22 protein-coding genes are annotated in these 23,489 nt (G+C 46.4%); 8 read left to right on the forward strand and 14 right to left on the reverse strand.

Annotation, left to right across the window (positions count from 1 at the left end):
• Positions 1-10 precede the first annotated feature (10 nt).
• The 5 genes from B9A22_RS11170 to B9A22_RS11190 all read left to right on the forward strand — a co-directional run bounded on the left by B9A22_RS11170 (position 11) and on the right by B9A22_RS11190 (position 7,015).
• Positions 11-1,990, forward strand: coding sequence for a peptidase U32 family protein (locus B9A22_RS11170; protein ID WP_084575806.1), 1,980 nt, complete (start codon positions 11-13; stop codon positions 1,988-1,990).
• 41 nt (positions 1,991-2,031) lie between these two features.
• Positions 2,032-3,336: an aspartate aminotransferase family protein gene (locus B9A22_RS11175; protein WP_084575807.1), complete on the forward strand. Its 1,305-nt coding sequence runs from the start codon at positions 2,032-2,034 to the stop codon at positions 3,334-3,336.
• 170 nt (positions 3,337-3,506) lie between these two features.
• Positions 3,507-4,295 (forward strand): electron transfer flavoprotein subunit beta/FixA family protein, encoded by a 789-nt coding sequence (locus B9A22_RS11180; RefSeq protein WP_084575808.1) that lies wholly within the window; start codon positions 3,507-3,509, stop codon positions 4,293-4,295.
• Between the two features lie 10 nt (positions 4,296-4,305).
• Positions 4,306-5,490: an electron transfer flavoprotein subunit alpha/FixB family protein gene (locus B9A22_RS11185; protein ID WP_084575809.1), complete on the forward strand. Its 1,185-nt coding sequence runs from the start codon at positions 4,306-4,308 to the stop codon at positions 5,488-5,490.
• Positions 5,491-5,620: 130 nt separating this feature from the next.
• Positions 5,621-7,015 carry an FAD-binding oxidoreductase gene (locus B9A22_RS11190; protein WP_084575810.1) on the forward strand — a complete coding sequence of 465 codons (1,395 nt, stop codon included), beginning with the start codon at positions 5,621-5,623 and terminating at the stop codon, positions 7,013-7,015.
• Positions 7,016-7,026: 11 nt separating this feature from the next.
• Here the strand turns inward: B9A22_RS11190 and B9A22_RS11195 are convergent, their stop codons facing one another.
• The 14 genes from B9A22_RS11195 to B9A22_RS11260 form a co-directional block, all read right to left on the reverse strand.
• Entirely contained in the window at positions 7,027-7,317 is a 291-nt protein-coding gene (locus B9A22_RS11195) for a hypothetical protein (RefSeq protein ID WP_084575811.1), read from the reverse strand.
• A 139-nt stretch (positions 7,318-7,456) separates the two neighbouring features.
• Positions 7,457-8,725, reverse strand: a complete 1,269-nt coding sequence (locus B9A22_RS11200) for a sensor histidine kinase (RefSeq protein WP_084575812.1) — start codon at positions 8,723-8,725, stop codon at positions 7,457-7,459.
• A 3-nt stretch (positions 8,726-8,728) separates the two neighbouring features.
• Positions 8,729-9,403, reverse strand: coding sequence for a response regulator transcription factor (locus B9A22_RS11205; RefSeq protein WP_084575813.1), 675 nt, complete (start codon positions 9,401-9,403; stop codon positions 8,729-8,731).
• A 94-nt stretch (positions 9,404-9,497) separates the two neighbouring features.
• Positions 9,498-9,938 carry a cell division protein SepF gene (locus tag B9A22_RS11210; protein ID WP_084575814.1) on the reverse strand — a complete coding sequence of 147 codons (441 nt, stop codon included), beginning with the start codon at positions 9,936-9,938 and terminating at the stop codon, positions 9,498-9,500.
• Between the two features lie 400 nt (positions 9,939-10,338).
• Positions 10,339-12,150 (reverse strand): translational GTPase TypA, encoded by a 1,812-nt coding sequence (gene typA / locus B9A22_RS11215; protein ID WP_084575815.1) that lies wholly within the window; start codon positions 12,148-12,150, stop codon positions 10,339-10,341.
• Positions 12,151-12,277: 127 nt separating this feature from the next.
• Complete coding sequence (locus B9A22_RS11220) at positions 12,278-13,891, reverse strand: MBL fold metallo-hydrolase RNA specificity domain-containing protein (protein ID WP_084575816.1); 1,614 nt, start codon at positions 13,889-13,891, stop codon at positions 12,278-12,280.
• 158 nt (positions 13,892-14,049) lie between these two features.
• Positions 14,050-14,961, reverse strand: a complete 912-nt coding sequence (murB, locus tag B9A22_RS11225) for a UDP-N-acetylmuramate dehydrogenase (RefSeq protein ID WP_084575912.1) — start codon at positions 14,959-14,961, stop codon at positions 14,050-14,052.
• Between the two features lie 13 nt (positions 14,962-14,974).
• Complete coding sequence (locus B9A22_RS11230; protein ID WP_084575817.1) at positions 14,975-15,325, reverse strand: YlbF/YmcA family competence regulator; 351 nt, start codon at positions 15,323-15,325, stop codon at positions 14,975-14,977.
• Between the two features lie 47 nt (positions 15,326-15,372).
• The gene (locus B9A22_RS11235; RefSeq protein ID WP_084575818.1) at positions 15,373-16,242 is read right to left on the reverse strand and encodes a TIM barrel protein; all 870 of its coding nucleotides are present in this window, start codon (positions 16,240-16,242) and stop codon (positions 15,373-15,375) included.
• Between the two features lie 24 nt (positions 16,243-16,266).
• The gene (trmL, locus tag B9A22_RS11240; protein ID WP_084575819.1) at positions 16,267-16,725 is read right to left on the reverse strand and encodes a tRNA (uridine(34)/cytosine(34)/5-carboxymethylaminomethyluridine(34)-2'-O)-methyltransferase TrmL; all 459 of its coding nucleotides are present in this window, start codon (positions 16,723-16,725) and stop codon (positions 16,267-16,269) included.
• 124 nt (positions 16,726-16,849) lie between these two features.
• Complete coding sequence (locus tag B9A22_RS11245; protein ID WP_084575820.1) at positions 16,850-17,242, reverse strand: ATP-binding protein; 393 nt, start codon at positions 17,240-17,242, stop codon at positions 16,850-16,852.
• Positions 17,243-17,304: 62 nt separating this feature from the next.
• Positions 17,305-18,372, reverse strand: coding sequence for an acyl-CoA dehydratase activase-related protein (locus tag B9A22_RS11250; RefSeq protein ID WP_084575821.1), 1,068 nt, complete (start codon positions 18,370-18,372; stop codon positions 17,305-17,307).
• The gene (locus tag B9A22_RS11255) at positions 18,369-19,292 is read right to left on the reverse strand and encodes an acyl-CoA dehydratase activase-related protein (RefSeq protein WP_245823959.1); all 924 of its coding nucleotides are present in this window, start codon (positions 19,290-19,292) and stop codon (positions 18,369-18,371) included. The genes B9A22_RS11250 and B9A22_RS11255 overlap by 4 nt, the downstream gene beginning before the upstream one ends.
• Positions 19,293-19,303: 11 nt before the next feature.
• On the reverse strand, positions 19,304-20,260 hold the full coding sequence (locus tag B9A22_RS11260; RefSeq protein ID WP_245823960.1) for an acyl-CoA dehydratase activase: 957 nt from the start codon (positions 20,258-20,260) through the stop codon (positions 19,304-19,306).
• A 132-nt stretch (positions 20,261-20,392) separates the two neighbouring features.
• Between B9A22_RS11260 and B9A22_RS11265 the strand changes: the two genes are divergently transcribed.
• From B9A22_RS11265 to hydG, 3 genes are all read left to right on the forward strand, one after another.
• Positions 20,393-21,496 (forward strand): PRK06851 family protein, encoded by a 1,104-nt coding sequence (locus B9A22_RS11265; RefSeq protein ID WP_084575824.1) that lies wholly within the window; start codon positions 20,393-20,395, stop codon positions 21,494-21,496.
• Positions 21,497-21,674: 178 nt separating this feature from the next.
• Complete coding sequence (locus B9A22_RS11270) at positions 21,675-21,953, forward strand: TM1266 family iron-only hydrogenase system putative regulator (protein WP_084575825.1); 279 nt, start codon at positions 21,675-21,677, stop codon at positions 21,951-21,953.
• A complete protein-coding gene (gene hydG, locus B9A22_RS11275) occupies positions 21,950-23,380 on the forward strand; it encodes a [FeFe] hydrogenase H-cluster radical SAM maturase HydG (protein ID WP_084575826.1) in 1,431 nt (476 codons plus the stop codon). Before B9A22_RS11270 ends, hydG begins: the two co-directional genes overlap by 4 nt.
• The last annotated feature ends 109 nt before the right edge of the window (positions 23,381-23,489 follow it).

The following is a 23,489-nucleotide window of genomic DNA, read 5'->3' on the forward strand; positions in this document are numbered from 1 at the left end:
AGTGAAATAAATGCTATTAACCCTGCAATCTGTTGAGCTCTTAGCTCCGGTCGGTACCTGGGAGGTACTTGAAGCCGCTGTTGCTGCTGGTGCTGATGCTGTATACCTTGGCGGCAAACGCTTTAATATGCGCCTGCACCGCACAGATACCAACTTTGATGATGAAAAACTGGCCCGGGCTGTTAAATACGCCCATTCACACAATGTCCGCCTCTATGTTACTGTCAATAACCTACTCAGCGAGCGGGAAATCCCCGGCATGCGCGACTATCTCAAACTGTTAAACCAAATTCAGCCTGATGCGTTGATTGTCCAAGACCTGGCGATTCTCGAGCTGGCACGGGAAATGAATATTACAGTCCCGCTGCATGCCTCGGTTATGATGAATACCCACAATGAACATTCTGTTAAAGCCCTGATGGATTACGGTATAACCCGGGTAGTAACCAACCGGGAATTGACTTTAACTCAGCTCACGCTGCTTAAAGAGCGCACAGGCATTGAACTGGAATATTTTATCCATGGCGATATGTGTGTAGCCCACAGCGGCCAGTGCTACCACTCTGGAATCGTATTTGGGCAAAGTTCAAATCGGGGTCGCTGCCTAAAACCTTGCCGCTGGTCCTTTCAGCTGATTGACAACGCTACTGGTCAGGCGGTAACAACCAAGGACCCTGGCCCCTATAAACTAGCGATGAAAGACATGTGTATGTATACTGCCCTGCCTCAGCTCATTCAGGCTGGTGTCTGCTCTTTCAAAATTGAAGGCCGCATGCGTACGGCTGATTTTGTCAGCAGGATTGTAAAACTATATCGTCGTGCGATTGACCGTTATATTGCCGACCCTACCGGCTATACCTTTGACACAGCAGACTGGCAAGAGCTCCATGATTACCGTTCCCGGGATTTCTCGACCTGCTATGCCCTTGGCAATCCTGGTGCCAGTTCTATTGGCTATACCGGTGAGCGGGAACCACGTTTTTTCAGCCAGGCAGTCAAAGAAGCCGGGCTTACGGCAAACGCTGCCATTCCCACAATAAGTGCTGCCGCAACTGCAACGCAGGAGTCAATAAACCGTCCCCTGACCCAACGTCCCATCCTGGCAGTACGAGTTGCCAGCCTTGACGCTTTGTCTGCCGCTTTTGAAAACGGCGCAGATATTGCCTATATTGGCGGTGAGGCTTTTAAACCAAATAACCCGCTGACCTTAAAGGACATTGAAACTGCTGTTCACACAGCTGAAAAATATAATGCACAGGTTATTGTTACTACTCCACGCGTTACTATGGAACGCGAATCTAGTGAGCTTGAGCAATTTTTTGCGAGTCTTGAAACCATTAAACCACATGGCATCATGGTTTCGAACAGCGGCATGCTGCGGCTGGCACGCTATACTTTAAACCTGCCTGTCCAGGCCGACTTCTCGTTTAACTTGTTCAATCACCTCACCACCGCCTGGCTCAAAACCAACGGTGCAAACAAGGCTACAATCTCTCTTGAAGCTACCTATGAGCAAATCGTGGAAATGGCTCAAAACAGTCATTTGCCGCTGGAGATGATTGTCCATGGCGCAATTGAGGCTATGGTGCTTGACCATTGTGTGCCCTCAGCAGTCCTTGAGGAAACAAGCGCTCACCCCTGCCATCATGTGTGCTCTACGCAAAACTATTCGCTCTTAGACAGCGCCGGCGAACGGCATGATATTAAAATTGATCAATACTGCCGTAACCACATTCTATTTGCCAAAGACCTCTGTCTGCTTCCCCATTTACCAGCACTTATGAGTGCGGGAATCAGCCATTACCGGATTGAAGGTCAGTATTATTCGCCAGAGCTAGTCGGGTTAGTCACGGCTACCTACCGGGAAGAACTTGACAAACTCGCTAGCAACGACAGGTACACTTTGGACAAAAACCTAATTGAACAACTAGCTGCTGCCAGCCCGCGTGAATTGGGCATCGGCGCTTTCCGCTACCGGATATCAAGATAAGTAAGCAAACAGCGGTATGAACCAAGTTGAGAGGTGAAATCATGACTGAGGTAAACAGTAATCAATATATTGGCCCTGAAGAAGTAGTCAGTAAAAAGAAGGAATACATTATTCCTTGTGTATATCACTTTTATACCGAGCCGATGCAATTAGTCAAGGGTGAAATGCAATACCTCTACGACCATACCGGCAAACAATATCTTGATTGTTTTGCCGGAGTATCTGTTGTTAATTGTGGCCACTGTCATCCTGAGATTACTAAGGCCATCTGCGACCAGGTAACCACCCTGCAGCACACATGCGCCATCTATCTTACTGAGAACATTGTTAATCTGGCCGAGCGCCTGTCCCAACTCACTCCAGGCCGCCTGCAGAAAACTTTTTTCTGCAGCAGTGGCACCGAAGCTAACGAAGGCGCTGCTCTATTGGCCTCTATTTATACTGGTAAGCAGGAATTCATCAGCCTGCGCCAAGGGCTCCATGGCCGCACCAAACTAACCATGAGTCTTACCGGTCTTTCAATGTGGCGTACTGATACCAGCCCTGTCGGCGGCATAAGCTTTGCTCCCAATGCTTATTGCTATCGCTGTCCTTATGGCAAGCGCTATCCGGAATGTGATTTGGCCTGTGCCAATGAGATTGAAACAGTTATAAAGACTGCCACCTCCGGCCAGGTAGCAGCCCTTTTCGCTGAACCTATTCAGGGTAATGGCGGTATTATTACCCCGCCGCCTGGCTATTTCAAACGGGTAAAAGAAATTCTTGATAAGTATAATATTTTGCTTATTATTGACGAAGTCCAGACAGGTTTTGGCCGTACAGGCAAAATGTTTGCCATTGAAAACTATGGTGTTGAACCTGATATCATGACCATGGCCAAAGCCTTGGGTAATGGCACCCCAGTCGGCGCATTTACGTCCCGCCCTGAGATTGCCGATAAATACACCCGCCCAGGCGCGTCAACACTTGGCGGCAACCCGGTAACCTCTACCGCCGCCCTGGCTACCATCGAGGTACTAACCAAGTACAACTTACCCGAACGGGCTGCAGAACTTGGCAACTACCTGAAGCGTGGTCTGGTTGAGCTTCAGAAGAAACATCCTATCATCGGTGATATTCGCGGCCACGGCCTCATGCTTGGTGCTGAACTGGTTAACCCTGACAAAACGCCTGCGTCACAGCAGCTTGATACGATCCTGGAACAAATGAAAAACCGTGGGTTCCTCATCGGCAAAAATGGCCCAGATAGAAATGTTATGGCCTTCCAGCCACCACTTGTTATTACCCGTGAAGACCTTGATAATATGTTAAATAATCTTGCAGATGTATTGGCATCAATAGCTTAATTCATTGACCCACTCGAAGCGACCCACTTACCTGGGACGCTTTTTTTATTTGGCTAGCTTGCTACATTTCTCAATATCAAGTATAAGGTAACCGATCTAGCTTCATGCTATATTTAAGAACAATTGTAACCTGCACAGCCCATTGTCTGTTAAACAGGGAGGTTTTTTTCTTGAATATTGTCGTATGTATTAAGCAAGTTCCAGGCACTACCGAAGTGGAGGTAGATAAAGAGACCGGCGTCCTGAAACGGGAAGGGGTAGATTCAAAAATGAACCCTTACGATTTATACGCCGTAGAGACAGCGTTGCGGATTAAAGAACAAAACGGAGCGACCGTACAGGTGGTAAGCATGGGGCCTCCCCAGTCGGCCGTAATTATTCAGGAAGCATTCATGATGGGAGCCGATAGCGGGGTTCTGTTAACAGATAGAAAGTTTGCTGGTGCCGACGTATTGGCAACGTCTTATACGCTGTCCCAGGGTCTGCATAAATTAGGCAAATTCGATCTAATTATCTGTGGAAAACAAACTACCGATGGCGATACAGCTCAAGTCGGTCCTGAATTAGCGGAATTCTTGGATATTCCGCACGTGGCGTATGTCAGCAAGATCATAGAGGTCAAACAACAATCCATTGTTGTTGAGATGGATATGACTAATACAGTTGAAACCGTCGAGGTATTATTCCCGTGTCTTATTACCGTTGAAAAAGGTATATTTCCGCCCCGCCTGCCTTCTTTCAAATTGAAACTAAAAACCAAAGATAAAGAGATACCTTTTTACGGGTTGAAGGACTTTACCGACCAGAACGAGCTAAAATACGGCCTGAATGGCTCTCCAACCAGGGTGTTACGAATTTTCACTCCCGAATCCATTATTGACAAAGAAATTTGGAATGGCACCGCTGACGAAATAGCAAATAAACTTAAAAATAAGCTGCACGAATTCAAGCTGATTTAGGAGGACGGCAATGTCCAAAATTATAATTAGACAAGACTTAGTTGCAAATCCAGAGGATTTAATTAAAATCTGTCCATTTGGTGCCATAGAGTATGACAATCAGTATCTTTCTATTAATGCCGCTTGTAAGATGTGTAATGTATGTGTCAAAAAAGGTCCCCATGGGGTATTTACTTGTCATGAGGAAAAAGTTGAGGAAATTGACAAAACCTTATGGCGCGGCCTCACAGTCTACGTCGACCATACCCAGGGCAATATCCACCCTGTTACCTATGAGCTTGTTGGAAAAGCAAAAGAACTTGCAGCCAAAATCAAGCACCCTGTCTATTGCCTGTGTATCGGTCACAATGTAAGCGAGGCTGCCCAAAAGCTACTTGCCTACGGTGTAGACGAAGTGTTTGTTTATGATGATCCTGAGTTAAAGGATTTTAGAATTGAACCGTATACTGCGGTATTTGAGGATTTTATTAAAAAGCAAAAGCCTACTATCGTCTTAGTAGGCAGTACTAATCTAGGTCGTTCTTTGGCGCCCAGGGTTGCTGCACGTTTCGGTACCGGCCTGACAGCCGATTGCACGATACTGGACGTAGATGAAGATACTAATTTGGCCCAAATCCGCCCTGCTTTCGGCGGCAACATCATGGCCCATATATATACCCCTAACCATCGCCCGCAGTTTGCAACAGTCAGATATAAAGTATTCTCATTCGCAGACAAAGTTCCCCAACCGACCGGAAAAGTTACGCTGTGCGAAATCGCGCCGCAGGCGCTGCAGTCGCGAATCAAAGTGTTACATGTAAAAAATAAAGAGAAAGTCCGCAGTGTCGAAGATGCTGAGATAATTATCGTTGCCGGCCGCGCAATTAAAAATCAAAAAGATTTAGACATGATTAATAAGCTAGCTGAAATTCTCGGAGGTATGGTTGCCGTAACCAGACCACTAATTGAAGCAGGATTGGCAGATGCCAGGCTGCAAATTGGACTTAGCGGCAGAACAGTAAAACCCAAATTGATCATTGCTTGCGGTGTATCAGGTGCCATTCAATTCGTCGCCGGTATGGATAAAGCTGATTTGATTATAGCAATCAACAATGATGAAAATGCTCCGATCTTCAACATCTCTCACTATGGGATTGTTGGTGATCTATTTGAAATAATTCCAAGACTGATCGAAATTCTTGAGGATACCCGTTAATCGTAAGAAAAGACTTGGCTTGTGCCAAGTCCCTCAGGACGCCGGCAGAAGCTTTAGTCGTTCTTATGTCAACAGAATTGCGTTATAAATTCTGGTAGACTAAAAAATCTCTCAGTTAGGAGCTGGTGGTGTGACCTATAAAAAGCTTGATGAAAAAGACATCGACTTTTTAGTTTCTCTCTGTGGCACCAAACGTGTATTTAGCGGAAAAGAGGTTCCAGAAATCTACAGTCGCGATGAATTAAGTATGGTAAGAAGCTATCCTGAGGTTGTTGTCGAGGTACTAACAACCGAGGAAGTATCACAAATAATGAAATACGCATATGACAATAATATTCCCGTCACCCCCCGGGGACAGGGAACCGGTTTGGTAGGCGGTTCTGTTGCCCTGTATGGCGGAATCATGCTGAGCACAGTACGAATGAATAAAATTCTCGAACTTGATGATGAAAACCTGACAATAACGGTAGAACCTGGTGTGCTTTTAATGGAATTATCTGCCTATGTTGAAAGGCATGATTTTCTCTACCCACCTGATCCCGGTGAAAAAAGCGCCACAATTGGCGGCAATATCAGTACAAACGCGGGCGGTATGCGTGCTGTCAAATACGGAGTTACCAGGGATTACGTGCGTGGACTCGAAGTGGTGCTGCCCCATGGTGAAGTAATTCAATTAGGCGGTAAAAATGTAAAGAATAGTTCGGGTTACAGTCTTAAGGAGTTAATCGTTGGCTCCGAAGGAACGCTGGGGTTTGTTACTAAAGCCATTCTAAGATTGCTGCCACTGCCTAAAAAGGCGTTAAGCCTGTTAATACCGTTCTCTGATCTCGGTCAGGCTATTGAAACAGTGCCAAAAATAATAAAGTCAAAATCTATTCCAACTGCAGTTGAATTCATGGAGCGTGAGGTAATTCTAGCGGCCGAAGAGTTCTTAGGCAAAAAATTTCCTGATACATCAGCAGATGCCTATTTATTACTTACCTTTGATGGTAATAGTAATGAAGAGTTAGAGAAGGCTTATGAACGCATCGCCCATATTTGTCTTGACGCTGGCGCACATGATGTCTACATCTCTAATACCCCAGAAAGACAGCAATCCATCTGGTCGGCCAGAGGGGCTTTTCTTGAAGCAATCAAAGCCTCCACTACCGAAATGGATGAATGTGATGTTGTTGTACCTCGTAACAAAATTGCAGAGTTTGTTAAATTCTCCCGGGGCTTGCAGGATAAGCTGAATGTTCGTATTCAAAGCTTCGGACATGCAGGTGACGGTAACTTGCATATCTATGTGCTGCGAGATACCCTTGCCAAAGAAGAGTGGGAGAACAAGCTCGAGGCCGCTATGCAGAGTATGTATGACAAAGCCGCAGAATTAGGCGGGCAAGTCTCCGGTGAACATGGTATCGGCCACGCAAAACAACCCTATTTGGCCTGCTCACTAGGTACTGAACATATAGGATTGCTAAGAAACATAAAGAAAACATTTGATCCGAAGAATATATTAAACCCAGGTAAAGTCTGTTAGCACCAAAGCAACTAACCCCGCATTGCCCGCACCATTCGGATATCCTTCCGGGTGCGGGCATCTTTCGGCCCTGCCATGAGCGGCGCCATGGGCAAATGCCGCATCTGACGTTCCGCAAGACGAACGCAATGTGCAGCAAACATAATTAGTGAAAAGACAGCCCAGAAACCGGCAAATATTTGCCCCGAAGTTGAATTCCAAAATACGGGTAAATTAACGGCAAACAGTACCCACATCGCACTAAGTGCAAGTAAGCTGACTAAAGAGCCAAACTTGCCTGTCTTTTGCTTAAATCCTTTCATACAACCCCTTCCCTTCATCAAAAATATCTGATCTCATCCCCTAAGGCTTCAATGAAGTATATGACAAGGCCATCTTCTTTATTAATCAAAACAGCAGCATCCGACACGGACGCTGCTGTTTTGGGTTTGCGATTATATCTTATTTTTTTGCAGGCAGAGTAATGTAGAACTGGGTCCCTACTCCAGGTGAGCTTTCAACCCGAATCTTGCCGCCATGTTTTTCGACAATCCACTGCGCTATTGATAATCCGAGACCAGCGCCCCCGGTCTCCCGATGACGAGCCTTGTCACCGCGAAAGAAACGATCAAAAACACGGGGCAAGTCCTCAGGAACTATACCACAGCCCGTATCCTCCACTTTTAGCCCAATCTGATTTTGCAACTTGGAACAAGTAAGAGTAATCCTGCCTGGTGGTGCCGTATATTTTAGCGCATTATCGAGCAAGATCACCAGCAGCTGGTGCAGGCGCTCACGGTCAGCTGTCATCTCAAGCTGCGGTTCTACGCTTACACTAAGCTCTAAGCCTTTGAGTTCAACAAGAGGACGGAACTGTTCAACGACTGTCTCAATCACTTCATTAATCACAACAGGCTTCAGCTGCAACTCTAGCTGGTTGGCGTCGGCTCTTGCCAGCGTAAGTAGAGTAGAAACAAGCTTATTCATGCGTATGGCTTCCCTAAGTATGTTAGTAACGCGCGCGCTCTCCTGTTCGACAGTGTTTTCGGGATGACGCAGCATCAGTTCAGCGTTGGTTTTAACTACGGCAAGCGGCGTTCGCAGCTCATGGGAGGCATCAGCCACAAACTGTTGCTGTCGCTCCCAGGCAGTTTGAATTGGCACAAGTGCCAAGCGTGCCAGATAATACCCAGCTAAACCAATGACCACTATACCGGCAAATAGACCTGCAGCAATAATGATCAGCAGATGCCGCAGCATGGAGACCTCTGAGTCAACGATACTCACTGCAATAATTTCCTGAATCTCCAGCTTACTGCCATCTGACCTAAATAGTATATTCTCATCATGGGGGTAAGGCAGGCAAAGTACTCTGTAAATGTGCCCAGCAAAATTCTTCACAGTAAGGCTGCCGCTTTCCGACAGAATAGCCAGTGTCTTAATGTTCTCCACCTCGTCTGAGGAAAAAGGAGTAAGGCTGATCACCTGACCATTGCCGTCCCGCAGCAAAACAATAACACGCGGATCAAAGAATATTGTACGTCTCATATTAATCTCAGGCCGGCCGTTAACAACCCGAAAAGAACTGATCCGATCCCGCATGGCATTGTCAATATTATTGAATAACTGGGACCGCACATAAGAATAAAGAGTGGCACCAAAAGCTAAGAAAATAAGTATTACAACAACTGAGTTTAACACAGTCAGTTTCCGGAGTGTTCTGGTAAACACAAGCTATTTCTCCTTCAACATAAACCCAGCGCCGCGCACTGTATTAATGAGGGTATCTTTGCCATAGGGCGCTAGTTTTTTTCTTAGATAATGCACATATAAATCAACAATACCACCTGTTGTCTCAGATTCAAACCCCCAGATACGATCAAAGATCTGCTCTCGTGTCAGGATCTGCTCACTATTTAATACAAAAAACTCCAATAGCTCGAACTCTTTGAGCGTCAAATCAAGAGGCTGCTCGCCAACTGAGGCTTGTTTGAGTTTACTATTGATGACAATATCATGATAAGCAATCTCTCCCTCCTGCCCAACATTCCCGCGGCGGCGCAGCAGAGCTTTTACTCTGGCCAACAGCTCAGGTACGGCAAAGGGTTTAACAAGGTAATCATCGGCGCCGCTATTCAGCCCTGTCACCTTATCCTCTAAACTATCTTTGGCAGTTAAGAGTAAAATAGGCGTAGAATCTCCCTTGTTCCTCAGACGCTTTACGATTTCCAGGCCGTTTAATTCGGGCAGCATAATATCTAAAATCAGCAAATCATGGATCCCCTGTTCAGCCAGGTATAACCCCTCATCACCTGTGCCAACACCATCAACCAGATAATTTTCTTCACTGAGGACATCGGTGACAGCTTCCCTCAGTGTTTTTTCATCCTCGACAACTAGAATTCTCAATTGGGACCTCCTTTTCTTTAAGCACCATTCTGAATTTAAGATGTACCAAATAAAAAAGGCTATGCAACTGTTTTGCAGCTGCGCAGCCCATTATCTAGTCGTTCTTTACCCGCACATAGGTGGGAACTGAATAGGAAAAAATTTTTTTATCCACTTCAATATTGGCGTAGGCGTAAAGTACCACCTGTTCTGAAATAAGCTGCACACTCCCACCCAGGACATAACATACGCCGTTTAAGAAATCACTCATCCGCTGCTGAGTAGCAATATCTACCTGCTGATAATTGACAACAACTGCAACACTGTTTCTTAAGTAATCGGCATAAGCCTGTACATCGTCGAAATCTGTTGGTAAATCAACAATTACTTTTAAATTCCCCGCTGACTGACTATGTACTTTAAGTTTAGGGCGACGCTCATTATCTTGTGCCGCCGCTTCTTTCGCAGCAGGCAATTCCGCCTTGTCAGGTGCCGTCACTTCTTCATCGACCGGTATTAAAAAATTTGTTATTTTATCAATTAATCCAAGGGCCATAATTAACGCCTCCCATGGGATATTACTCCAATTTCTGGGAGATATTCGACATGTTTCATGCTAATTCCTGCCAGCCCAAGGCGAAGATTCATTTAAATGAAAAAATAGAGCGAAAAATCCTAGTAAGCTAGGACTTTTATACTATTAGCAATAGACAAAAATCCCCGCCCCCCCTTAAATCAAGCCTATAACTGGCATTCTTCGCAGCCGCCGCAGATCCCCATGAGTAAGTGCCTGTTGGAGCAATGATAACAATGCCATGGTTACCCCTGGACTCTCAATAAAATTATGGAAACGAGATTGCCACGCTACCGCTCGCAATGCGCAGGGAGAATCTCTCGCCTTTAGTCATTGTAAACGTATGTGAAGCAATCTCGTTTTTTCCTACTCTATTACATTATTATGCGTCTTTCTTGCGTTCGCGTCCGCGTATATGTCTGTCCAAAGTAGCCTTGCGCAGCCTGATGCTTTGCGGTGTAACTTCCACAGCCTCATCTTCATTGATATATTCAAGCGCCTGTTCAAGACTCAAAATCCTTGGCGGTGTCAAGCGGACAGCATCGTCTGTACCGCTGGCCCGCATGTTAGTAACATGCTTTTTCTTGCAGGGGTTGACATCCATATCCATCTCGCGGGCATTTTCCCCTACAATCATGCCTTGATATACTGCCTGGCCAGGAACAACAAACATAATGCCTCGGTCCTGTATACTGTTGATGCCATAACCAGTAGTTTCGCCGTCCTCAAACGCAACCAATGCTCCCCGGGTACGGCCAGGAATATCGCCTTTATATGGAACATAGCCATGGAAGACGTGGTGCATAATGCCGTTGCCTTTAGTATTTGTCAGGAACTCTGATCTAAAGCCAATCAGGCCGCGGGCCGGAACAATGAATTCCATCCGCAAATATCCGGCCAGTTCGATCATATTGACAAGTTCAGCCCGCCGGGTACCCAGGGCTTCCATAACTGCGCCCATAAATTCCTGCGGCACATCAATTGTTAAAAACTCCATCGGCTCGCAACGCTTGCCGTTAATTTGTTTATAGATTACCTGTGGTTTGCCAATTTGTAGCTCATAGCCCTCGCGCCGCATTGTCTCAATAAGAATTGATAAATGCAATTCGCCCCGTCCGGCCACCTCAAAAGAATCTGCGCTATCTGTCTCACTAACGCGCAAGCTAACATTGGTTTCCGCCTCACGGAACAGGCGGTCGCGAATATGACGGGATGTAACAAACTGCCCTTCGCGTCCGGCAAAAGGGCTGGTATTTACAGCAAAAGTCATAGCCAACGTTGGCTCATCAATTCTAATGGTAGGCAATGCCTCTGGATTTTCGGTGTCAGCCACCGTATCACCAATATTGACTGATTCAAGGCCAATCATCGCAATGATATCGCCTAATGCCGCGTCTTTGACCTCAGTACGTTTTAAGCCTTCGTATATATATAACTTACCAATCCTGGCTTTACTTTCAGTCTCGCCGTTGAGAAGAACAACATTTTGCCCCCCAGTAATACGTCCTCTAACAACCCGGCCAATGGCAATCCGGCCGACGTAATCGTCATAGTCAAGAGTAGTAATCATAACCTGGAGCGGTCCGTCAATCTCACCGCGTGGAGCAGGAATGGTCTTCTCGATACAATCAAATAACGGCTGTAGATTATCGCTATCGTCAGCCATAGCCATCTTGGCAACACCTTCCCTGGCTGCAGCATACACAACCGGGAAATCAAGCTGCTCATCAGTGGCTTCAAGCTCAATGAACAGTTCTAGCACTTCATCAACAACATCTTCTACCCGCTGGTCAGGGCGGTCAATTTTATTAATAACTACAATCGGCTTAAGTTTTTGTTCCAGCGCTTTTCTTAGAACATACTTCGTCTGAGGCATGGGGCCTTCAAAAGCGTCAACTAATAACAGTACGCCGTCGACCATATTGAGTACCCGCTCAACCTCACCGCCAAAGTCAGCGTGGCCAGGGGTATCAACAATGTTAATCTTGGTGTCGTGATACATTACTGCGGTGTTCTTTGACAAGATGGTAATACCGCGCTCGCGTTCAAGGTCGTTAGAATCCATAACTCGTTCAGCTACATGCTCATTGGCGCGAAATACATTACTTTGTTTAAGCATGGCATCAACCAGGGTCGTTTTACCGTGGTCAACGTGGGCAATAATGGCAATATTACGTAAGTCTTTGCGTTCCATATAAAATGATTGTCCTCCCTATAATGAACAAAAGGATGCTATTTTGCACCCTTTTGTAGTGTCATGCACAATTCACTATATTATACCAGTTGTAATATGTCAAATTAAATTTACTTTATTAGCAATCTTAGGACCACAAATCACTAAGTGTCTTTTTAACAAACGCCCGTATTTTTTCAACACGCCTGAGCGCATCTGGAAGTTTGCCAGCGTTTGTAGCCACCTGGTCTTCCAGCTTGAGCCGGAATTCGGAGTATTCTTTCTCTGTTTCAGCCAGATAGTCTCTGAGCTGCTGTACGGCAGGCTCAACAGTTGTGATAGCAGAGGGTTCTATTTGCCAACTGCGGCCAGTAAGTATGGCTGAGTCACCAAATTTCGGAATATATGTTGACATTCCAAACCTGTCATTAATAAGCTGAGCAAAGGGTTCTGACATGTCACTCTCACCATGTACAATAAAGATATTGGCCGGTTTGCTCTGAAAATTACCAAGCCAGGTTGTCAGTTGGTCCTGGTCAGCATGGGCCGAAAAACCGTCAAGTCTAACTATGTTGGCCCTAACGCTAATTTCTTCACCCATAATCTTAACTTTTTTGATGCCTTCCAACAAGCGCCGCCCCATACTTCCCTGAGCCTGATAACCAACGAACAAAACTGTGCTCTCAGGACGCCATAGATTGTGTTTTAAATGGTGGAGAATGCGACCGGCATCAGCCATGCCACTGGCTGAGATGATGATGGCCGGCTTTCCTAATTTATTGATAGCCTTGGACTCCTCTGACGTTTTGGTATAAGTCAATTGCGGCAATTGCAGCGGATGGTCATGGTCTTTGTACAACATGTCATAGGCTTCACTATCATATTCCTGCGAGTTTTTCAAAAATATATCTGTCGCTGAGATAGCAAGCGGGCTGTCAATAATTACCGGAATATCTGGAATCAGGCCGCCTTTAAACAAGGTATGCAGGTGGTACAAAAGTGTCTGCGTACGGCCTACGGCAAACGATGGGATGATGATGTTGCCGCCTTTTTCCACAGTATCATTAATATATTTGGCTAATAGCTCAACAGGATCACTTGGATCATGCTGTCTGGCCCCATATGTTGATTCAATGACAATATAGTCAGCATGGGATATCACGGCCGGGTCCTTGATAATCGGTTGATCAGGCTGCCCCAAATCACCGGAAAATAAGAGTTTGACTGTCTCACCGTTTTCGGTTGCCAAAATCTCCACCATAGACGAGCCTAGAATATGACCGGCTTCCCTAAATATAATCGTAACCTCGTCTGATAGTTTTACCTCAGTATCATAAGCTACTGGTGAAAACTGTTTAAGGGAGGCATAGGCTTCATCTACAGTATACAAGGGTTCAACCGGCTTACGTCCGGCGCGTTGTCCCTTCCTATTGGCAATTTCAGCATCAAATTCTTGAATATGGCCACTGTCTGGCAGCATAATACTGCATAATTCAGCCGTTACTTTGGTCGCATGGATAGGGCCTTTAAAACCTGAATTGCATAACCGGGGTATGAGACCACTATGATCAATATGCGCATGGGTTAAGAGCACCCCGTCAATATCGGCAGGATTATAAAGAAATGGGCGTCTATTTAGCGCGATAATGGCTTTTGATCCTTGAAACATACCACAGTCAACTAAAAACTTTTTCGAGCCAATCTCTAAAAGGTAGGAGGATCCGGTTACCATTCCGGCAGCCCCCAAAAAAGTTAAACGCATAGGCTTAGCTCCTTTTTTCAGTATTGCTAATTGTAGTTTACTATTATCGAGGTTTAGAAACCTCTTAATTTTCTAAATTCTACACAAACAATCGATTTCCTGCAAATAACAAAAACCGGGGCCATTTCGCTCCCGGTTATTCTTGGTGATATAACAAATTATTCCTCGCCCAATACCCTTACTTCTGGATGAAGCGAAACCCCGAATTGCTTATAGACGCTATCCTGCACCTTATTGATCAATGACAGCACATCCTTAGCGGTTGCGCCGCCGGCGTTGATGATAAAGCCAGCATGTTTGGTTGAAACTTGCGCACCGCCGACGCTTGTACCTTTCAGACCAGCCTGTTCAATCAATGTTCCGGCAAAATGACCCTGCGGCCGCTTAAACGTACTGCCAGCGCTGGGCATTTCCAGCGGTTGCTTGCTTTCCCGCTTTGAGGTATAGTCATCAATCCGGCCACGAATAGAATAGTCTTCACCGTCAGATAAACCCAGTTCGACTTCACAGATATAACAGCCGTTTTCCTGGAATACACTATGCCGATAGCCAAACTTAAGCTCTTCCCGCGCAAAACGTTTAAGTTCACAACTGGCGCATACTGCCGTAACAGCCTGCACCACCTGACTCATGTCACCTTCATAAGCACCAGCATTCATGAATACCGCACCACCGATACTGCCCGGGATGCCGATTGCAAACTCAAAACCTGTCAGTTTATTTGTTGCAGCATATTTCGATACATCAGCCAATAATGCACCGGCCCCGGCAAAAAGAGTACTGCCACTATGCCTGATATAACCCATTTCAGGCCCGAACTTAACCACCAGTCCCCGGATGCCCCTGTCTAATACCAAGACATTAGAACCATTGCCAAGCACGGTAATTGGTACTCTATACCGTTTGGCCGCATCCAAGACAGCAGCTACCTCTTGAACTGAACCAGGAAAAACCAGATAATCAGCTGGTCCACCAATTCTAAAGGTTGTGTGTTTGGACATAGGTTCATTAACTAGCAGCCTTTCCGGGGGAATAGCTTTTTCTAATTCGGCAGCAAACTCTACAGGCATCTTAACCAAGATCTCATTCTTTGCCAAATAAATCCATTCCTTCGGCGACCGCATCGCCAATTATTTTGTAAATGTCAGCAGCAATCTGCTGAAACCGCATATGGGCATGAATGAAGTCCCTGGCTTTGGGATTAAGCATAATCAGCTCATACATTTTTTGCAGTTCTTCTGACTTCTCTTTATCTTCAGGATTACCGGCCATTAACTCATATTCGGCAGTCAGCTTTTTCTTAAAGAAATCCTGCACCATCTTTTTACTGGCGGCATCGCCGTCAAGCTGCTGCTTAGTAGCTAAAAAGGCCTGATACTCCTCGGAATTTCTCAGTGCTTTTCCCAATTCATGAGCTTTGTCATGTACATTCATTACGTTTCCTCCAGTTCACCATCTATCTTATGCGTGATGATTTTTTTTTATACAACTAAATCTTTTTTCAACAGACTGCGGTAAAACTCCTGCATTGTTTTGGCATCCTGGGCCTGAGTGCCGGCTGACTCACAAATAATTCGAGGTGTATACCCCCTGTCTGCAATGACCGCAAGCAGTGGCTCATGCGGCGGACCGTAAGGATCAGCAAATGTCCAATGCCGCTTCTCTCCCGCCTTGGTAAACTCAATCTGGCTAAAATGGATATGCAGGTTCCTGGCAGCCTCTTCCCCCAGGGTTTCTCCTATCTTATCAAAGACAGCAGCGAACTCCTTACTTGTTGTGTACTCGCCACCAGTCACACAGTGCAAATGGCCAAAATCCACTGCCGGTCGTACCCAATCAGCCAGCTTACATATCTCAAGCACTTCGTCAAGTGAGCCTAATTGATTCTGTTTGCCCATAGTCTCAGGCAAAAGGAGAGGCCCTGTCAGGCCCTGACGTTCAACTTGCTCAAGTACTTGAGCAAATAGACGCTTGGCCCGTTCCATGGCTTGCCGCCGGTTTGCCCCCTTGCCTGGGCCGCCAATATGAAATACAATCCTGTCAGCGCCCATCCACTTGGCAACCTCAAGAGACCGTAAGAAATGACGCTGGGTATTACCGGCGATTGTTTCGTCTTCGGTAGCCAGACTTATGTAATAAGGCGCGTGGATGCTAAGCTTAACGCCATAACGTGCGGCCTCTTCACCCACCAGTTCAGCCGTAGCCTGCCTGATATTTACCCCACGGCTGCATTGATATTCATATGCTGTCAGACTTAGGCCGTCAAGCCACTTCGGCATATCAGCCGACGCCTTGAAGCCGGCTTCATAAAAGGCATCAGGATTCCCTGCCGGCCCAAATTGTGCAAACATGGTATCACCATCCTATTCTCGGGGCTACTTGAGTCCGGCAAAAGCCTGCTGCCTAAGGGCTTCATAGACGACAACCGCTGCGGCATTCGATAAATTGAGTGACCTTGCATCGTCAATCATAGGAATGCGGATACAGTCTTCCGGATAAGAGTCTAAGAGTTCCTGTGGCAGTCCGGCGGTTTCTTTGCCAAATACCAGCATGTCATCGCTCTGATAATTAATATCACTATGACGCTTGTTGGCTTTTGTCGTGTTGTAATAGATGTTATGCCCCTGATATAGGGTTAACACTTCGCTAAAATTCTCGTGTACATGCACTTTGACCAAATGCCAATAATCAAGCCCAGCCCGTTTCAAATAACGGTCTTCAATGGAAAATCCGAGCGGCTTCACCAAATGCAGCTCACAGCCGGTGGCCGCGCAAAGTCTGGCAATATTGCCTGTATTACCGGGAATTTCCGGTTCTACTAGTACAATATGCATCAAAATCACCCCAGTTATACAATTTCTATCACCGCAAGATCAAAGTAAAAGTTATTCTACACAAAAAACAAAAATCCTACCCATTTCAGGCAGGATTTGTTAATACACATAATAATTTTACCGCTTAACCATGAATCAGGCGGGGAATACAGCGCACACACACCCAGTCGCTCTCCCCCTTACTTTTAATGGGCAACAGCGGGCGTTCATGCTCAGTTATGCCGCACAACGAGCATTTCATTGTTACGTTATATTCTGGTTTATCGGCAAGCGTCTTTTTATGTGCATGGACGGCTTCCTCATCGAAAACTACTGTTTCACGATCCTCAAGGGTTAACGCCCCGGTCGGGCATACTCCCAGGCAAAAGCCTGCCCCATCACATAATTCTTCGCGGCGTACCCGCGCTTTACCGTCAATAATCTCAATAGCACCTTCTGCACAGGGCGACACACACTGACCACAGCCGGTACATAAGTCATCATTAATCTTGACAATCTTTCTGGTAACTTTATTCATTTTCTGCCCCTCCCCTTTTTTTTATAGTATACCATACCAGCCAAACTCTACAGTGATTTCAATCACAGTTGACGACGATAATTAAGTAAATCAATAAAAGCCTCCAGCCGGGTGACCACTCCGGCTTCCCCTGACTGTTCGTCAAAAGCCAGGGACAGTACTGGTATTCCATGATCGTCGCTCGCTTGGTGCAGGATATTTTTTGCGATAATCTCAGGCATGCAGGTAAACGGAAAGACATGAACAATACCGTCAAAACCCTGATTGGCCAAATCCACGGTAGAGCCAATACTTTTAAGACCATGGCCGCCTACGCCGTGACTGAGATACGGCTTTGCCGCCTTGGCTATCTCATGATACTTCGCCATATAAGGCTTGCTTCTCAATAAATGCGTCCGGACATAATCGGTTAGCGACATTGTCCGGTGCACATGGGCTCCTAGACGGCCAAGCCTTTGCTCCAAATCCTGATTAACAAAGCTTTCGAGCATAACATAAATTTCACCTACCAACCCGATTCTTAGCGGCAGCTGTCCATGTTGGTTAACCCTTATCAGCTTCTCCTGATATATATCGCTAATCACCTGCAGCTCACGGGGATCAGCAGCAACCTCTATCTCCGCAACCGCCTCCTGGTAAACGGCATCAGCTGTTCCTGGAATTTGCTCTGTGGCCCGTACCTGACGCAACACGTCACCTACGGTGTCAATGGCACTCATTTTTGCGCCCGCCAATTTAAAAGCACGGTAAACGGATGTTAGACTTACGCCTGGAGCCAACTGTCGGACAGTTTTAATAACATCGAAAGCATTCGGTTCAATGGCAACCATAGTGAACTTGTAACCAAGCTCTTTTAGAATTTCCTGCTGCACCTGAGCATAGTAGCCTAACCGGCAGGGCCCTACCCCGCCGCAAGTAACTATGGTATCAGCCCCAGCGTCCAAGGCTTCGATATAATTGCCTAAAGTAACTTTAAGCGGCAGACAAGCTGTTTCCGGAGCATACTTAGCGCCTGTTTCTATCGTTTTCTTGCTAGTGGGCGGAGGCATGAGCACGGTTATTCCAAGGCCGCTTAATAGCGTCTTCATAGTTACAGACAGCGGCCCCATATGTGGAAAAGTTGCAATCATCGGTGGTTCCTCCGTTTGAGCATATCGGTAAACGCCTCCAACCGGGTAAGGAGTCCGGCTTCTGCAGTGTGTTCATCAAGATTTAGCAGCATAAACGGAATACGGCCAGCCTCGGCTTTGCGTTTGATAGTCTCACTGATCATGGAATCTGGTCCGCAGCTAAAGGATGTCATAAAAATCAACCCGTCAACAGCCTGTTCATTGATAAGTGCTAACGCCGATCCAGTCAAATGGTGACAATATGACCAGTATATTTGTTTATCAAGATCGCGCGCTGCCAGCTGCGCCAGACGCGCCGGTACCATATCAGACGTAATGACGTCCATTCCCATTGCTGTAAGTTTATCTTTGGCACTCATGCTGATAAATCTATCCTGAATGAGATAAGAGTGCCCAATCAAACCAACCCTTAACATGACAGCTGGCGTCACTCGATGCATGACGGGTGCCTGCTGCTTTGCGCTTACCTGCCGCCAAGCTGAGTACCATGCGCCAAGGCTGGAAATTTTGCTCTGACCCAGCCGGAAGCCAGTGTTGATCACTGCATCAAGCAAACTGCCATTCCTCGTGCGGAGATTGACATTAGTATCAATAACCTCCGGCAGGCCACCAAGACTGCTCCGGATAATGTCAGGCAGTCCCATCATTTTCGGGCAGGTATATGTCTGGCGAGCGACACTCACAACCCGGGGCACAAACAGACAGTCGGCCTTGCTCGCCAAACTTGCGGCATGGCCGACATAAACCTTAAGCGGCAGGCATACTTCATCAAGTACCCCACCCGCAGTAAGCATATCTTTGGTAGTCTCACCTGATACAACTACCTGAGCGCCAAGGGCCTCAAAAAAATTCTTCCATAAACACCCGTACTGATAATATAAAAGCCCGCGCGGTAAACCGACTCGTACTGTTTCCGCCAAACTGTTCCCTCCTAGTAAGCCCATTTGCCACAGCGATCGCCCCAGCGGGCAGCCACCTGGCTATTTATGTTGAGTTCAACGACTTCACACATATTGGGACAGCCATCACACTCAAAGCTTCGCGGCAAATAGCTATAATCAATAACCTCAAACCCCTGGAAGCGCGTAGGTTTGTCTGCTACAGCTTCCTTAGCCAGGAGCGCAGCACCAATCGCACCCATGACATTGTAATGCGCGGGTATAATAACCTGGCAGCCCAATACTTCTTCAAATGCCCGTTTCATCCCCTGATTGGCGGCAACACCCCCCTGAAACAACACCGGTCCTTTTATGTCCTTACCTTTTCCGACGTTATTAACATAGTTTCGCGCCAGCGCCTGACATAAACCATTGACTATATCACACATCTGGTGGCCTGTCTGTTGTTTGTGAATCATGTCCGACTCAGCAAAAACAGCGCAGCGCCCAGCGACTCTGACTGGCGTTGTTGAAGCTAGTGCCTTACTGCCAAACTCTTCTATCGGTATATTGAGTCTGGCCGCCTGCTGGTCAAGAAAAGAACCGGTTCCGGCCGCACAGACTGTATTCATAGCAAAATCAGTGACAATACCGTCACGAATGATAATCATCTTAGAATCCTGTCCGCCAATTTCCACAACTGTTTTGACATCAGGTACCACATGCATAGCCGCAACCGCATGGGCTGTTATTTCATTTTTGACAACATCGGCCCCTACCATTACACCTGCTAACTGACGGCCGCTGCCTGTTGTGCCTACTGCCTTGACCTCAAGCGCCTGGTTGCGCTCTTTTATTATTTTAAGCCCCTGCTGCACAGCCCCAATAGGTTGGCCCTGGGTTCTTACATAAAGGCTATCATGCACTTGTCCGCTGGAATCTAATACGGCAATGTTAGTGCTTACTGAGCCTACATCAATGCCCAGGTAGCTGGCTAAACGCTGCTGCAAAACCATCCCTCCATTTTCAATTGGTATACATTGGTATTATTACCTATCAAAGGAAAAGATATACTCAGGCCGCATGAATCATACATTGTAGAGAGACGGCAGCGATAAAATACCACAAAAGGGAGGATAACAATGGCTGGAGGAAAAATTAAGCATGTGTTCCCTGGCGGCAACACTCCCCAAGGCTTTTTCTCTTACTATGATTATGTAATACCTATTGATGCTACGCGGATTTTCTTACTGAAAGGCGGTCCTGGTGTCGGCAAATCCACCTTTATGAAAAAAATCGGCCAAGCAATGGTTGAGCAGGGTTATGATGTTGAACATCATCACTGTTCAAGTGACCCGAATTCTTTGGACGGCCTAGTCATCCCCATGCTTAACGTGGCCCTCATCGATGGTACTGCTCCCCATATTGTTGACCCTAAACACCCCGGCTGTGTTGATGAAATCCTTAATCTTGGCGAATATTGGGATGAGAGTAAGATGGTCAAAAACAAAGCCGCGATCTTAGCCTATACCAAAGAAATCAGTAAACGGTTTCAGCGTGCCTACCGGATGCTCAGAGCCGCAAAAGCTATCTATGACGACTGGGAAGCTGCCAATAATGAGGCCATGGATTACAAATTAGCCAATCAAAAAGCGACTGACCTGCTAGAAAAACTGTTTGCTGGCACTCCTACGGCAGGCCATGGAAAAAACCGGAAGCTATTTGCTTCTGCCATCACACCACTTGGCCCAATAAATTATATTGATTCAATTGCCGCAGGCCTGTCATCCCGCTATATCATCACAGGCTTGCCTGGAACAGGTAAAGCCACATTGCTGGCTAAGGTTGCTGATACTGCCGTAGCCAAGGGGCTGGATATTGAAACCTATTATTGCCCGCTTGACCCGCTCAAGGTGGAACACGTCATCATACCAGCATTAGATACGGCGCTTACCACATCAGTGCCACCGCATAATCAGCCTACGCGTGGCGCCACAGCAGTTATCGATATGAATGATTGCCTTGATAAGGAAATTGTCAACCGATTAGAGACTGTAACTGATTATGACCGCACAGCGTTCTGGGAATTCTTTGGTAAAGCGGGGACATATATCAACGAAGCTAAAAAACTACATGATGAGCTTGAGACTTACTATGTACCAAATATTAGTTTTAGCGGTGTCGATGCACTCAGAGACAAGACTCTGGCTAGAATACTAGCGTTTGCCGTCAAAAAAATAACATGAAATTTTTGGAAAAGTTTAAAATTTATTGTATTTATTTTTCACAACATCATGTATAATCATAGTAAGATGTATGGGTCTGAGACAGGGTGGAACGCCGCCCTGTCAAGGATACTAAATATTGTCGCCAGTCTGAAGCAAGGGCCTGAAGCCTACGCCCAGGAAGATGGAGGGGAATTTTGTGGCAAAACGTATTGGAGTAATCGGCATCGTGATTGACGATCCCAAATATATCGTCGATAAAGTCAACAACATTATTAGCGATTACAGCAAGATCATTATTGGCCGCATGGGTATTCCCCGGCATGATACAGAGGTTAGCGTGATTGCCCTGATTATTGAGGGCACCACTGATGAAGTGGGTGCGCTTACCGGCAAACTTGGCAACCTTCCCGGCGTTACTGTCAAATCGGCCCTGACTGCCAGAGAAGCGGCAGCTAAAGGGGAGAAAGAAAAATGATTGACAACGCCCAACGTACCTCTGATGCATTTATTGATGATGCCTTAATTCACAGGCTTTTTGAGGAAGCAAAATCAAAGTCTCAGGACAAAGACTATGTCCGGTCCATTATTACTAAGGCCCGCGAATATCACGGCCTATCGGCCGCTGAAGTAGCCGTCCTGCTTGAAGTCACTGATGCTGATTTGCAAACCGAAATGTTTGCCGCAGCAGCCGCTGTCAAACAAGCCATCTACGGTAATCGGATTGTATTATTTGCCCCGCTCTATATTTCTAGCTATTGCATAAATAACTGTACCTACTGCGGCTATCGCGCCGGCAATTCTGAACAGCTTCGCCGCCGCCTGACGCTTGACGAAATCAAAGAAGAGGTTGAGATTTTAGAATCGTTAGGACACAAACGCTTGGCTGTTGAGGCTGGCGAAGACCCTGTCAACTGCACCATTGACTATGTAGTAGACTCTATCCGTCAGATTTACAGCATTAAAGACGGCAACGGCAGTATCCGCCGTGTTAATGTTAATATTGCGGCAACGACTGTTGAGGAATACCGCAAATTAAAAGAAGTGGATATCGGCACTTATATTCTTTTCCAAGAAACCTACCACCGCCCCACTTACGCTGCCCTGCACCCCACTGGCCCTAAACGTGATTATAACTGGCATACAACTGCCATGGAGAGGGCTATGCAGGCTGGTATCGACGATGTCGGCATCGGCGTACTCTATGGGCTGTATGATCATAAATATGAAACTGTCGCTATGTTCCTCCATGCCGAACATCTTGATAAAACCCAAGGTGTCGGTCCTCATACCATCTCAGTGCCCCGCATTCGTCCGGCCAGCGGCATGGACTTAACTAAATTCCCCCATCTGGTTAGCGATGAAAATTTTCAAAAGATCATTGCCATCATTCGTCTGGCTGTGCCTTATACTGGCATGATTTTATCTACCCGCGAAACCTCAGAGTTTCGCGATGAACTGATTAAATATGGTATATCCCAAGTGAGCGCCGGTTCTTGCACAGGTGTCGGCGGCTACCATCAGGTCTATAAAGAGTCTATTGACGGCCCGGCAAATGGCCTTCAGTTTGAAACAGGGGATAATCGTTCACCGAACGAAGTAATCAGCATGCTCTGCAAACAAGGTTTTGTCCCGAGCTACTGTACTGCCTGCTACCGCCAAGGCCGCACTGGCGATAGATTCATGAGCCTTGCTAAGAGCGGCGAAATTCAAAATGTATGCTTGCCAAATGCCCTCTTAACGTTCAAGGAATATCTGCTCGACTATGCTGCCCCCGAGATCAAGGAATTAGGTGAAGCAACCATTCAAAAGCACCTGGCTGACATCCCGGTGGCTGCTACCAGGGAAGCTACTGCCAATCGACTAAAAGACATCGAGGCAGGCGTAAGAGATTTGTATTTTTAAGTTTTAAAAAGCAAAGAAGCTTTGCGGAACTCCCACAAAGCTTCTTTTTGTTTGTTTATAATAACTTTAGGCAATGCTATACTATATGGTAATATATAGCTATTATCCA

Origin of the sequence: Sporomusa malonica, assembly GCF_900176355.1 — a bacterium.
GTDB classification, from domain to species: Bacteria; Bacillota; Negativicutes; order Sporomusales; family Sporomusaceae; genus Sporomusa; species Sporomusa malonica.

Excerpts from the sequence above, each read along its gene's own strand:
- B9A22_RS11170 (WP_084575806.1), top strand. The coding sequence starts at position 11 with ATGCTATTAACCCTGCAATCTGTTGAGCTCTTAGCTCCGGTCGGTACC.
- B9A22_RS11175 (WP_084575807.1), top strand. The coding sequence starts at position 2,032 with ATGACTGAGGTAAACAGTAATCAATATATTGGCCCTGAAGAAGTAGTC.
- B9A22_RS11185 (WP_084575809.1), top strand. The coding sequence starts at position 4,306 with ATGTCCAAAATTATAATTAGACAAGACTTAGTTGCAAATCCAGAGGAT.
- B9A22_RS11195 (WP_084575811.1), bottom strand. The coding sequence starts at position 7,317 with ATGAAAGGATTTAAGCAAAAGACAGGCAAGTTTGGCTCTTTAGTCAGC.
- B9A22_RS11210 (WP_084575814.1), bottom strand. The coding sequence starts at position 9,938 with ATGGCCCTTGGATTAATTGATAAAATAACAAATTTTTTAATACCGGTC.
- typA (WP_084575815.1), bottom strand. The coding sequence starts at position 12,150 with ATGGAACGCAAAGACTTACGTAATATTGCCATTATTGCCCACGTTGAC.
- B9A22_RS11220 (WP_084575816.1), bottom strand. The coding sequence starts at position 13,891 with ATGCGTTTAACTTTTTTGGGGGCTGCCGGAATGGTAACCGGATCCTCC.
- murB (WP_084575912.1), bottom strand. The coding sequence starts at position 14,961 with ATGCCTGTAGAGTTTGCTGCCGAATTAGAAAAAGCTATTCCCCCGGAA.
- B9A22_RS11230 (WP_084575817.1), bottom strand. The coding sequence starts at position 15,325 with ATGAATGTACATGACAAAGCTCATGAATTGGGAAAAGCACTGAGAAAT.
- B9A22_RS11235 (WP_084575818.1), bottom strand. The coding sequence starts at position 16,242 with ATGTTTGCACAATTTGGGCCGGCAGGGAATCCTGATGCCTTTTATGAA.
- trmL (WP_084575819.1), bottom strand. The coding sequence starts at position 16,725 with ATGCATATTGTACTAGTAGAACCGGAAATTCCCGGTAATACAGGCAAT.
- B9A22_RS11245 (WP_084575820.1), bottom strand. The coding sequence starts at position 17,242 with ATGAATAAAGTTACCAGAAAGATTGTCAAGATTAATGATGACTTATGT.
- B9A22_RS11250 (WP_084575821.1), bottom strand. The coding sequence starts at position 18,372 with ATGATTGCAACTTTTCCACATATGGGGCCGCTGTCTGTAACTATGAAG.
- B9A22_RS11265 (WP_084575824.1), top strand. The coding sequence starts at position 20,393 with ATGGCTGGAGGAAAAATTAAGCATGTGTTCCCTGGCGGCAACACTCCC.
- hydG (WP_084575826.1), top strand. The coding sequence starts at position 21,950 with ATGATTGACAACGCCCAACGTACCTCTGATGCATTTATTGATGATGCC.